Source organism: Streptomyces sp. NPDC018031, assembly GCF_044327625.1.
Lineage (GTDB): Bacteria > Actinomycetota > Actinomycetes > Streptomycetales > Streptomycetaceae > Streptomyces.
The window spans coordinates 177,226-189,169 of the sequence record NZ_JBIRFT010000005.1 but is presented as its reverse complement, the minus strand read 5'-3'; the positions used below and the strand labels follow the sequence as shown (position 1 = coordinate 189,169).

The following is an 11,944-nucleotide window of genomic DNA, read 5'->3' as shown; positions in this document are numbered from 1 at the left end:
CTCGGGGGTCTACGGGGCGCTGAGGTGGCGGACGTGGGGGGGGGCTGCGGTGGGGGCGGGGGGGGGGGGCCGGGGGGGGGGGGGGGGGGGGGGGCCCCGGCCGGGGGAGTCACTCCTCGGTGGAGCCGGATCCCGTCGAGCCGGATTCCGTGCTGCCGGACCCGCCGGCTTCGGTGTCCGCGGCGGTGTCGGCGTCCGCGGTCGGCGCGGCCTCCAGCAGGCGGGACAGCTGGCGGCCCAGGACCCGCTTGAACTTGCGCTGCTGCGGCCGGTTGCGGTCCAGGACCGCGACCTCCAGCTGCTCGGCGGTGAGGTTGCGCTCGCCGCCGCTGGTGTCCCGGGTGAGCGACTCGACGGCGAGCTTCAGAGCCTCGGCGAGGGTCATGCCCTCCCGGTGGCGCTGGTCGAGGTAGCTGCTGATCTGGTCGGCGTTGCCGCCCACCGCCACCGAGCCGTGCTCGTCGACGATGGAGCCGTCGTGCGGCAGCCGGTAGATCTGGTCGTCCTCCGGCCCGTCGCCCACCTCGGCGACGATCAGCTCGACCTCGTACGGCTTCTCGGCGGCGCTGGAGAAGATGGTGCCCAGGGTCTGCGCGTAGACGTTGGCCAGCCCCCGGGCGGTGACGTCGTCGCGGTCGTAGGTGTAGCCCCGCAGATCCGCGTAGCGCACCCCGCCGATGCGCAGGTTCTCGAACTCGTTGTACTTGCCGACCGCGGCGAAGGCGATGCGGTCGTAGATCTCGCTGACCTTGTGCAGCGCACGGGACGGGTTCTCCGCGACGAACACGATGCCGTCGGCGTACTGCAGCACGACCACGCTGCGGCCGCGCGCGATGCCCTTCCGGGCGTACTCCGCACGGTCGGCCATGGCCTGCTGAGGCGATACATAGAACGGCGTCGTCACCGGCTATCCGTCCCTTTCTGTCACTGTCACTGGCGAATGCATCCCGATCGGCCTCCTGTCGCCTCAGAGCAGCTCGGCCCGTGGGCCGTCCGGCAGCCGGAGCCGCTGCTCGTGGATGGCACGGGCGATGCCGGACACCTCGGTCTCGGTGAGCCGTCGGTAACCGTCGTCGCCGATCACCGCGACGATCGGGTAGATCCGGCGGGCCAGGTCCGGGCCGCCGGTCGCCGAGTCGTCGTCGGCCGCGTCGTACAGCGCCTGCACGACGGCGGTGGCGGCCTGGTGCTCCGTGAGGTCCTGGCGGTACAGCTTCTTCAGGGCCCCGCGGGCGAAGACCGAACCGGATCCGATCGCCGCGAAGCCCTGCTCCTCGAAGCGGCCACCGGTCACGTCGTAGGCGAAGATCCGGCCGTTTCCGCGGTCGACGTCCCAGCCCGCGAAGACCGGCACCACGGCCAGGCCCTGCATGGCCATGCCCAGGCTGCCCCGGATCATGGCGGAGAGCCGGTTGGCCTTGCCCTCCAGGGACAGCTGGACGCCCTCGACCTTCTCGAAGTGCTCCAGCTCCAGCTGGAAGAGCCGGACCATCTCCACGGCCGGGCCGGCCGTGCCCGCGATCCCGACCGCCGAGTACTCGTCGGCCGGGAAGACCTTCTCCATCTCCCGGTGCGCGATGGTGTTGCCCATGGTGGCCCGCCGGTCACCGGCGAGCACCACCCCGCCGGGGAAGGTCACCGCGACGATGGTCGTGCCGTGCGGTGCCTCCACCGGACCCCGCACCGGCGGCAGCGTGCCGGTGCCGCTTCCCGGCAGCAGCTCCGGGGAGTGCCGGCCGAGGAAGTCCACGAAGGAGGAGGAGCCGGGCGTCAGGAAGGCGGCGGGCAGGCGCCCGCTACCGCGCATTTCCGCTTCCACGCGTTCCCTCCCAGTCGGTCCGCCGCTCTCCCGGAGCGGCTCGGCTGTGTCCCCTCGACCGGCCCCGTTGCCCGGTGCCCGACGAAGCGGATCATCGACCGAACCCTATCGGTCCGATGATCGTGTGCCACCTGCCCGGGACGGGCCGCGGCCGCCGGCCGGCCCGGGGGCGCGCCCCGCGCGCTCCCGGAGGGCGCGTACCGCGCCCCGCGGCCCCGGCACGTCCCCGGACGGTGCCCTACTCGCCGCCCTTCTGCACGAAGCTCCTGACGAAGTCCTCGGCGTTCTCCTCGAGGACGTCGTCGATCTCGTCCAGCATGGAGTCGACGTCGTCGGACAGCTTCTCCTGCCGCTCCTTGAGGTCCTCGGCAGCCTGCGCGTCCTGCGCCTGCTCCTCGACCTCCTCGGTGGAGCGCGTCGCCTTCTGCTGCCCGCCGCCGGTGTCCTTGGTCGCCATCTACCTCACCCCGCTCGGTTCGCCCAGCTTGATTCGGTCGCTCAAGATCAGACCCTACAAGCCGGGTCCGACATCGGCTCCGCACTTGTTCAACGTACGGAGGCCATCTCGATGATTCCCGGCCGAAGGTCGTTTCAGCCCCCCGAGAGCAGCCGGACCAGGTCCTCCGCCGTGCGGCAGCGGTCCAGCAGCTCCTTGACGTGGTTCCGGGTCCCGCGCAGGGGCTCCAGCGTGGGCACCCGCTGCAGCGAGTCACGGCCCGGCAGGTCGAAGATGACCGAGTCCCAGGAGGCCGCGGCCACGTCGTCGGCGTACTGCTCCAGACAGCGCCCGCGGAAGTAGGCCCGGGTGTCCTCCGGCGGCCGCGTACGGGCCCGCTCCACCTCCTCCTCGGTGACCAGCCGCTGCATCCGTCCACGGGCCACCAGACGGTTGTACAGGCCCTTGTCGGGCCGCACGTCGGCGTACTGCAGGTCGACCAGGTGCAGCCGCGCCGCGTCCCAGTCCAGGCGGTCCCGGCGCCGGTAGCCCTCCATGAGCTCCAGCTTCGCCACCCAGTCCAGCTCGCCGGCCAGGCTCATCGGGTCGTTCTCCAGGCGGCCCAGCACGTCCTCCCAACGGGTGAGCACATCCCTGGTCTGCTCGTCGGCGTCCGTGCCGAAACGGTCCTCGACGTACTTGCGGGCCAGTTCGAAGTACTCCATCTGGAGCTGCACCGCGGTGAGTGTGCGGCCGTTGCGCAGGGTGATCAGCCGGCGCAGGCCGGGGTCGTGGGAGACCTGGTGGAGGGTGCGCACCGGCTGGTCGACGGCGAGGTCCACGGCGATGAAGCCGTCCTCGATCATCGACAGCACCAGGGCCGTGGTGCCCAGCTTGAGGTAGGTGGAGATCTCCGAGAGGTTGGCGTCGCCGATGATCACATGCAGCCGCCGGTACTTCTCGGCGTCGGCGTGCGGCTCGTCCCGGGTGTTGATGATCGGCCGTTTGAGGGTGGTCTCCAGCCCGACCTCGACCTCGAAGTAGTCCGCCCGCTGACTGATCTGGAAGCCGTGCTCGTGGCCGTCCTGGCCGATGCCGACCCGGCCCGCCCCGGTCACCACCTGCCGGGAGACGAAGAACGGGGTCAGGTGGCGCACGATGTCCGAGAACGGGGTCTCCCGCTTCATCAGGTAGTTCTCGTGCGTGCCGTAGGAGGCGCCCTTGTTGTCGGTGTTGTTCTTGTAGAGGTGGATGGGCTGGGCCCCGGGCAGCTCGGCGGCGCGCAGCGCCGCCTCGGCCATGATCCGCTCGCCGGCCTTGTCCCAGAGCACCGCGTCGCGCGGGTTGGTGACCTCGGGGGCGGAGTACTCGGGGTGGGCGTGGTCCACGTACAGCCGGGCACCGTTGGTGAGGATGACATTGGCCAGGCCGATGTCCTCGTCGGTGAGCTGGCTGGCGTCCGCCGATTCGCGCGCGAGGTCGAAGCCGCGGGCGTCCCGCAGCGGATTCTCCTCCTCGAAGTCCCAGCGGGCGCGGCGCGCCCGGTGCATCGCCGCCGCGTAGGCGTTGACGACCTGGGACGAGGTGAGCATGGCATTGGCGTTCGGGTGGCCCGGGACGGAGATCCCGTACTCCGTCTCGATACCCATCACGCGCCGTACGGTCATGCGGCCCTCCTTGCCCGGCGGCGGCCCCGGATGGGGCCGGCGCTCAAGTCCCGCTGCGCATCCGGTCCGGAATCGGTCGTCGCTGGTCCCCCACAGCGCGTCGCGGCGGTACCGCAGAGCCTAGAACGGTGACGCGGCGGGTGGGAGATCATTTCAGTCATTGCCCCGGTCCGGTTCATCCATGCAGATTCACGCGTCCATGCGGATGTACGCGCCCGTGCGGAAATACGCGTCCGGCTGCGGATGCCCTCCCCCCGCCCTCGGCAGGGGGACCCGCGGGACATCCGCAGCCGGACTGCGGCCTTACAGGTACTGACCGGTGTTCGCCACCGTGTCGATGGAGCGTCCGGTGTCCGCGCCCTGTTTTCCGGTGACCAGGGTGCGGATGAACACGATCCGCTCGCCCTTCTTTCCGGAGATGCGGGCCCAGTCGTCCGGGTTGGTGGTGTTCGGCAGGTCCTCGTTCTCCTTGAACTCGTCCACGCAGGCGGCGAGCAGATGGGCGACCCGCAGTCCCTTCTGGTCGTGGTCCAGGAATGCCTTGATCGCCATTTTCTTGGCCCGGTCCACGATGTTCTGGATCATGGCGCCGGAATTGAAGTCCTTGAAGTAGAGGACTTCCTTGTCGCCGTTGGCGTAGGTCACCTCGAGGAAGCGGTTCTCCTCGGACTCGGCGTACATCTGCTCGACGACCGACTGGATCATGCCCGCCACCGCGGCCTTCCGCGACCCGCTGTGTTCGGCCAGGTCGTCCGTGTGGATGGGCAGGGTCTCGGTGAGGTACTTCGAGAAGATGTCCTTGGCGGCCTCGGCGTCCGGACGCTCGATCTTGATCTTCACGTCGAGGCGGCCGGGGCGCAGGATCGCCGGGTCGATCATGTCCTCGCGGTTCGAGGCGCCGATCACGATGACGTTCTCCAGGCCCTCCACGCCGTCGATCTCGGAGAGCAGCTGCGGGACGATGGTGTTCTCCACGTCCGAGCTGACCCCGGAGCCGCGGGTGCGGAAGAGGGAGTCCATCTCGTCGAAGAACACGATGACGGGCGTGCCCTCGCTCGCCTTCTCCCGGGCCCGCTGGAAGACCAGCCGGATGTGCCGTTCGGTCTCGCCGACGTACTTGTTGAGCAGCTCGGGGCCCTTGATGTTGAGGAAGAAACTCTTCCCGGCGGGCTTCCCGGTCACCTCGGCGACCTTCTTGGCAAGGGAGTTGGCGACGGCCTTGGCGATGAGCGTCTTGCCGCAGCCGGGCGGGCCGTACAGCAGCACACCCTTGGGCGGCCGCAGTTCGTGCTCCTTGAACAGGTCCGGGTAGAGGTACGGGAGCTCGACCGCGTCACGGATCAGCTCGATCTGGTTCCCCAGGCCGCCGATCTTGGTGTAGTCGATGTCCGGGACCTCTTCGAGGACCAGCTCCTCGACCTCGCTCTTGGGCACGACCTCGTAGACGTAGCCGGAACGGGGCTCGAGCAGCAGGGCGTCACCGGGGCGGATGGTGGTGTTCAGCAGCGGCTCCGCGAGCCGTACCACACGCTCCTCGTCGGTGTGCCCGATCACCAGGGCGCGCTCGCCGTCCTCGAGGATCTCCTTGAGGGTGACGATGTCCCCGGCCCGCTCGAACTCCATGGCCTCGACCACGTTGAGTGCCTCGTTGAGCATGACCTCCTGGCCGCGCTCGAGGTCCTCGAGTTCGACGCTCGGGCTGACGTTCACCCGGAGTTTCCGGCCTCCGGTGAAGATGTCGGCCGTGCCGTCCTCGTTGGCCTGCAGGAACACTCCGAAGCCGGCCGGCGGCTGGGCGAGCCGGTCGACCTCCTCCTTGAGGGCCACGATCTGGTCGCGGGCCTCACGGAGGGTATTGGCGAGCCGCTCGTTCTGCGCGGACACGCCCGCCAGATTGGTCTGCAGCTCGACGATCCGCTCTTCGAGAATCCTCGTGTGCCGCGGAGAGTCGGCGAGCTTACGTCGCAGGACGGCGATCTCCTGCTCTAGATAGGCAACCTGGCCGGCTGGGTCCTCGGACCCCCGCCCCGGCCGGATGCCGCGGTTGATGTCGTCGTCGTGGGCTGCCACGGTCCTCACCTCCTCCATTGGGAGCTGGACGCTTCCTGACCCTACCTGGGCCGGTGCAGGTTGAAACCCCTAGATCACAAACCCGAACGGAGTGTGTCCGATCTTCACCCTTGCGTACGTCCTCACGCCAGGTGAATACCCACCCAACAACATCGGAAAGCGACCGGTTGTATCGTCGGCTCGGTCAACACCCGTCAGAGCTGGCAACTTTTGGTCGGCCTGTCGGCATTGCAATCATGTGCGCAGGGAGCGGCACCCCAGATGACCATGCAGCAGGAAAACGCCGTGTCCACCCCGGCCGGTACCGCCGAGGCCGCACTGGAGGTGTGGATCGACCAGGACCTGTGCACCGGGGACGGTATCTGCGCACAGTACGCCCCGGAGGTCTTCGAGCTGGACATCGACGGACTGGCCTATGTGAAGGGCGCCGACGACGAACTGCTCCAGGACCAGGGTGCCACCACCCTGGTGCCGTTGCCTCTGCTGTCCGAGGTGGTGGACTCGGCGAAGGAGTGCCCGGGCGAGTGCATCCACGTACGACGCGTATCGGACAAGGTCGAGGTGTACGGCCCGGACGCGGAGTGACCCCCCGGTCACCGTACGGGAGCGGTCACACGCTCCCGGCCGGCGGCAGCGCCTCCAGTACGAACTCGCCGTCCCGCCACTGCCAGTTGACCTTGCGCTGCAGGTCGGGACAGCAGCGCGGCACGTCCAGGGAGGAGTAGCCGAGCAGGGTGGCCGAGACGGTGGTACCGCGCAGCGCGAAGCCGGTCACGCTCATCCGTTCCTTCGGGTCGACGAAGGTGGCCACCACCCGGGGGGCGGCACCCTTCCCGCCGGCCGTCCCCAGGACGTAGACCCCGCTGGGCGGAGTACCGGTCTCGGAGTGGCAGCGGACCACGGCGACCGTCTCGGGGCGGCCGTCGCCGTCCAGGTCCCCGGAAGCCGACCGCACCACGTCGAGCCGGACCGCACCGCAGTCGACCGGGTAGTCGGCGGCGCGGGCGTCGGGGGCCGGCACCGCGGCCGGCGGGGCCGGGGCCCGGGTGGCGGTCGTCCTGATGTCGGAGGCGGTCGCCTCGGCGTCGGACGGCTGCAGGATGGACGCCCCGGCCACCACGGCAGCGATGGCGGCCGCGGTGGCGACCCAGTGCACCGGCCGCGGGCGGCTGTGCGGAAGGCCCAGGTCGGGCGGCGGGAGGGTGGCCGGGGAGGTTGCCGGACGGGATTCAGCACCTGCCTGGAACTGCACGCGGAGTGACTCCTGTGAGAGCTTCGGCTTGGGGGGTGCCCAGCATCGTGCCACACGTCACACCCGGCAGGAACCACCGGGGGCGGGTTTCGGCTCCGGGTCCGGGAAGCGGCGCAGCCACCGCTTCCCGGGCGGGAAGTCGGTGGCTGCGCCGAGGTGTTGGCCGGGCCGGGCGGCGGTCGCCGGGCCCCGCCGGAGGGGGCGGGATCCGGTCGCTCAGGCCCCGCCGCCGGCGGCGTCCCTGCCTCCGCCGGCCGCGTCCTTCGCTCCCCAGCCCGCGTAGTCCTCGCCGTACGCGCCCTTGGCCGGGCGGCGGCGGCGCAGCGGCGGTTCCACGCCGTCGGCCAGGCGCCGGGCGGTGAGCAGGAAGCCGGTGTGCCCGATCATCCGGTGGTCGGGGCGGACGGCCAGGCCCTCCACGTGCCAGGTGCGGACCATGGTCTCCCAGGCGCTCGGCTCGTTGAAGGTGCCGAACTCGCGGATCGCCTCGACGGTGCGGGCCAGCTGGGTGGTGGTCGCGACGTAGGCGCACAGGATGCCGCCGGGCACCAGCGCCTTGGAGACCACCTCCAGGCACTCCCAGGGGGCGAGCATGTCGAGGATGACGCGGTCCACGTCGGTGTCCGACAGGTTGTCCTGGAGGTCACCGACGGTGAGCCGCCAGGCGGGGTGCGGACCGCCGAAGTAGCGCTCGACGTTCTGCTGCGCGATCTCGGCGAAGTCGGCCCGGCGCTCGTAGGAGTGCAGCATGCCCTGGTCGCCGATGGCCCGCAGCAGGAAGGTGCTGAGCGAGCCGGAGCCGACTCCGGCCTCCACGACGCGGGCGCCGGCGAAGATATCGGCCATCGCCAGGATCTGCCCCGCGTCCTTGGGGTAGACCACGGCTGCGCCTCGCGGCATGGACAGGACATAGTCGGGGAGCAGGGGACGCAGCGCGAGATACGCGACGTTTCCCGTGGTACGCACGACGGTTCCCTCGGGGGCACCGATCAGCTCGTCATGCGGGAAGGAACCCTTGTGGGTGTGGAAGTTCTTCCCGGCTTCGAGCGTGAAGGTGTAGTGGCGTCCCTTGGGGTCGGTGAGCTGGACCTGGTCCCCGACCTGGAAGGGCCCGCGACGGCGGGCGGCACCGGTCGGTTCGGACATGTGAACAGCCTACCGGGCCGTGCGAGTGCCGGCCGCCGCCGGTCGGCCGGACCAGGCGGAACCGGGGGAAACCAGGGGAACCAGAGGAACCAGAGGAACCGGAGAAACCAGGGGGAACCAGGGGGAACCAGGCGGAACCGGGAGGAACCAGGCCGCGGCCGGACCGCCCGGCCACCGCGGCCCTCGGGCCTCCCGGCGGCCGGCGGGGCCCCGGGCGCCGCACCACGGGCGGCGGACCGGGCGCCGGACCACGGGCGGCGGCGCCCCGCGCCCGGTCGCGGCTCCGGTACGGCCCGCACGGGCGGGCGGACGGGACGCCCGGCGCACCGCCGGCGGCCGGCGGGGAGGGCTTCGGATCAGGAGGAGGGCCGGGCCATGGCCGCCACGAAGGCCCGCTCCACGTCGGCCGTGGACAGCACCCCGTAGATCTCCCCGGTCTCCTCCACCACCAGGTACTCCGTCGCCGGGGTGGCACGCAGGGTGTCCAGCAGGTCCTCGCCGGTCAGCTCGGCGGAGACCTTCATGCCCTCCCTGAGGTCCTGGGCGAGGCTGCTGACCGCGACCCATGGCCGCCGGTGTTCCGGGACCCCGGCGATGGCCGCCTCCCGCACCACCGCGGTCGGGACACCCTGGCCGTCGACGACGACCAGGGCGCGCGCGCCGGCCTCGTTCGCCCGGCGCAGCGCCTCGGACAGCGGGGTGTCACCGGCGACCGGGACGGCCCGCCGGGTGAGGGTGCGGGCGCTCAGCCCGGGCAGCCGCTCGCGCAGCCGGGCCATCCGCAGGCTGTTCCCGGCGCCGGTCCAGATGATCGCGGCGAGGATGGCGGCGAGCAGCGCGTCGGTGAGCGACTCGAAGCTGCCGAAGCCCTCCGCGTCCTCGTTGAAGCCGCCCGCCTGGCTCAGCAGCGGCAGCCCGATCAGCACCGTGACGGCCAGCGCGCGGCCGGTCCAGGCCGCCGCGATGGTGCCGGTCATCGGCTTGCCGCTGAGTTTCCACACCACGGCGCGCAGCATCCGGCCGCCGTCCAGCGGCAGCCCGGGGAGCAGGTTAAACGCGGCCACGATGAGGTTGGAGATCATCAGGCCGGCGAGCAGCACGCCCGGGACGGTGCCCGGCTCCACGAACTGCATGCCCAGGTAGAACACCCCGGACAGGACCAGCGAGAGCAGCGGCCCGACGAAGGCGAGGACGAACTCGCGGCCGGGCGTCTCAGTCTCCTTCTCGATCTCCGAGACACCGCCGAAGAACTGCAGCTGAATACGGCGGACCGGGAGCTTGTAGCGGAGGGCGGCGACCGTGTGGGCGAGCTCGTGGACCAGCACCGAGGCGTAGAAGGCCACCGCGAAGAACAGCGAGACCAGGTAGCGGGCCGCGCCCAGTTCGGGCAGCACCCGGTCCAGCTGGTCCCCGAAGACCCAGGTGATCAGGGCGGCGACGATGAACCAGCTGGGCGCGACGTAGACGGGGACGCCGAACGGCCGCCCCATCAGGAAACCGCCGCCCACCTCCCGGGGGCGTTGCGGCCCGTCGCCCTCGGGCCCGGTCGCGCGGTCGGCGCCGTCGCGGCCGGACTGCCGCTGCCCGCTGTTGTCCACGGTGTCCCCTCGTCGCATACGTCCCCCGCGCCCTTTTGGTACGGTCCCACGATCATGCAGTGCGGGGGCCTCTGCCGTCGATGGTATGCGTCGCCCCCCGCCACCTCCCACCGCCACCCTCGACCCGGGCTCCGGCGTCCCCGTCCGTCGGTGCGGAGCCGTAGGGTCTTCGTCATGGGAACCGTCACCGGCGAGGCCGAAGAGCCCTCCGCGCCCGCAGCAGCCGCCCGCACCCCCGCCGCGGGCCGGCCGTCGTCACTGTCCCCGTCGCGCGCCGCCGACTTCATGCAGTGCCCGTTGCTGTACCGCTTCCGGGTGATCGACCGGCTGCCGGAGAAGCCGAGCCCGGCGGCCACCCGGGGCACCGTGGTGCACGCGGTGCTGGAGCGGCTGTTCGACGCCCCGGCGGCGGAGCGCACGGCACCGCGGGCGGTGGGCCTGGTGCCGGGCGAGTGGCAGCGCCTGCTGGCCGCCCGTCCGGAGCTGGCGGAGCTCTTCGCGCGGGAGGACGGCAGTCAGGACCCGGAGCGGCTGGCGCGGTGGCTGGCGGACGCGGAGGCCCTGGTGGAGCGGTGGTTCACGCTGGAGGACCCGACCCGGCTGGAGCCCGCGGAGCGCGAGCTGTTCGTGGAGACGGAGCTGGACTCCGGGCTGACCCTGCGGGGCTACATCGACCGGGTCGACGTGGCGCCCAGCGGTGACGTGCGGATCGTCGACTACAAGACGGGGAAGGCGCCCGCCCCGCAGTACGCGTCCGGCCCGCTCTTCCAGATGAAGTTCTACGCCCTGGTGCTGTGGCGGCTGCGCTCGGTGGTGCCGCGCCGCCTCCAGCTGGTCTATCTGGGCAGCGGTGACGTGCTGACCTACGATCCGCGGCCGGAGGACCTGCTGGCGGTGGAGCGCAAGCTGCACGCCCTGTGGGAGGCGATCTCGCTGGCCACCGAGACCGGGGACTGGCGGCCCCGGCCGACCAAGCTGTGCGGGTGGTGCGACCACCAGGCGCACTGTCCGGAGTTCGGTGGCACTCCCCCGCCCTACCCGCTGCAGGTGCGCCCCCCGGCGCCCCGCCCGGTGCCGCCGGAGGAGAGCGACCGCTGACCGCGTCCCGCGCGGCCGGACGGGTGCCGGGCGCCGGGCGGGCGGGACGCGCCACGCCCCGGAACGGCCCTGGTAGGAACGGCCGGTGGGGTCCCTCCCGGCGGGAGGCGGCGACGGGAGGGCAGAATGGGGCGGTCTAGCGAAGGAGATGTCCGGTGGCTGTCCGTGTCCTGCTCGTCGATGACCAACCACTGTTGCGGACGGGTTTCCGCATGATCCTGGAGGCGGAGCAGGATCTCGCGGTCGTCGGCGAGGCCGGGGACGGTCTGCAGGCCCTGGACCAGGTGCGGGCGCTCCAGCCCGACGTGGTGCTGATGGACATCCGGATGCCCCGGATGGACGGCGTGGAGGCGACCCGGCAGATCACCGGGCCGGGACGGGACGGTCCGGCGAAGGTGCTGGTACTGACCACCTTCGACCTGGACGAGTACGTGGTGGAGGCGCTGCGCGCGGGCGCCAGCGGCTTCCTGCTCAAGGACGCCCCGGCGCACGAGCTGGTGCAGGCGATCCGGGTGGTGGCCGCGGGCGAGGCCATGCTGGCGCCGAGCATCACCCGCCGGCTGCTGGACAAGTACGCCGGGCACCTGCCCTCCGGCGAGGAGGCGGTTCCGGACACCCTGAACACGCTGACCGACCGTGAGGTCGAGGTGCTGAAGCTGGTCGCCCGGGGGCTGTCGAACGCGGAGATCGCGGCGGACCTGTTCGTCAGCGAGACGACGGTGAAGACGCATGTGGGCCATGTGCTCACGAAGCTGGGGCTGCGGGACCGGGTGCAGGCCGCGGTGTACGCGTACGAGAGCGGGCTGGTCCGGCCGGGCGCCCAGTAGCCCCTGCCCGACCGGCTCCCGCCCGGCTCCC

At 71.4% G+C, this 11,944-nt stretch carries 11 protein-coding genes; 3 read left to right on the top strand and 8 right to left on the bottom strand.

All coding sequences use genetic code 11. From position 1 onward, the window contains the following. Window positions 1–109: 109 nt before the first annotated feature. The 5 genes from prcA to arc all read right to left on the bottom strand — a co-directional run bounded on the left by prcA (window position 110) and on the right by arc (window position 5,992). Window positions 110–904 carry a proteasome subunit alpha gene (gene prcA / locus ACH4B3_RS15425; protein ID WP_398463332.1) on the bottom strand — a complete coding sequence of 265 codons (795 nt, stop codon included), beginning with the start codon at window positions 902–904 and terminating at the stop codon, window positions 110–112. 63 nt (window positions 905–967) lie between these two features. Continuing rightward, window positions 968–1,819, bottom strand: coding sequence for a proteasome subunit beta (gene prcB, locus ACH4B3_RS15420; protein WP_398463331.1), 852 nt, complete (start codon window positions 1,817–1,819; stop codon window positions 968–970). Between the two features lie 238 nt (window positions 1,820–2,057). After that, window positions 2,058–2,276 (bottom strand): ubiquitin-like protein Pup, encoded by a 219-nt coding sequence (locus ACH4B3_RS15415; RefSeq protein ID WP_197987795.1) that lies wholly within the window; start codon window positions 2,274–2,276, stop codon window positions 2,058–2,060. Window positions 2,277–2,410: 134 nt separating this feature from the next. Continuing rightward, the gene (gene dop, locus ACH4B3_RS15410; RefSeq protein ID WP_398463330.1) at window positions 2,411–3,922 is read right to left on the bottom strand and encodes a depupylase/deamidase Dop; all 1,512 of its coding nucleotides are present in this window, start codon (window positions 3,920–3,922) and stop codon (window positions 2,411–2,413) included. A gap of 303 nt (window positions 3,923–4,225) precedes the next feature. Further along, a complete protein-coding gene (gene arc, locus ACH4B3_RS15405) occupies window positions 4,226–5,992 on the bottom strand; it encodes a proteasome ATPase (protein WP_398463329.1) in 1,767 nt (588 codons plus the stop codon). A 261-nt stretch (window positions 5,993–6,253) separates the two neighbouring features. On the opposite strand from arc, the gene ACH4B3_RS15400 reads away from it, so the two are divergent. Next, window positions 6,254–6,577, top strand: coding sequence for a ferredoxin (locus ACH4B3_RS15400; RefSeq protein WP_398463328.1), 324 nt, complete (start codon window positions 6,254–6,256; stop codon window positions 6,575–6,577). A gap of 25 nt (window positions 6,578–6,602) precedes the next feature. On the opposite strand, the gene ACH4B3_RS15395 is transcribed toward ACH4B3_RS15400, so the two are convergent. The 3 genes from ACH4B3_RS15395 to ACH4B3_RS15385 all read right to left on the bottom strand — a co-directional run bounded on the left by ACH4B3_RS15395 (window position 6,603) and on the right by ACH4B3_RS15385 (window position 10,006). Then, window positions 6,603–7,244, bottom strand: coding sequence for a hypothetical protein (locus ACH4B3_RS15395; RefSeq protein ID WP_398463327.1), 642 nt, complete (start codon window positions 7,242–7,244; stop codon window positions 6,603–6,605). A 216-nt stretch (window positions 7,245–7,460) separates the two neighbouring features. After that, window positions 7,461–8,390, bottom strand: a complete 930-nt coding sequence (locus tag ACH4B3_RS15390; RefSeq protein WP_398463326.1) for a tRNA (adenine-N1)-methyltransferase — start codon at window positions 8,388–8,390, stop codon at window positions 7,461–7,463. Between the two features lie 356 nt (window positions 8,391–8,746). Continuing rightward, entirely contained in the window at window positions 8,747–10,006 is a 1,260-nt protein-coding gene (locus ACH4B3_RS15385; protein ID WP_398463325.1) for a site-2 protease family protein, read from the bottom strand. A gap of 156 nt (window positions 10,007–10,162) precedes the next feature. Between ACH4B3_RS15385 and ACH4B3_RS15380 the strand changes: the two genes are divergently transcribed. Both ACH4B3_RS15380 and ACH4B3_RS15375 read left to right on the top strand, forming a co-directional pair. Beyond that, the gene (locus tag ACH4B3_RS15380) at window positions 10,163–11,086 is read left to right on the top strand and encodes a RecB family exonuclease (RefSeq protein WP_398463324.1); all 924 of its coding nucleotides are present in this window, start codon (window positions 10,163–10,165) and stop codon (window positions 11,084–11,086) included. A gap of 155 nt (window positions 11,087–11,241) precedes the next feature. Continuing rightward, on the top strand, window positions 11,242–11,913 hold the full coding sequence (locus tag ACH4B3_RS15375; protein ID WP_398463323.1) for a response regulator: 672 nt from the start codon (window positions 11,242–11,244) through the stop codon (window positions 11,911–11,913). Window positions 11,914–11,944 lie beyond the last annotated feature (31 nt).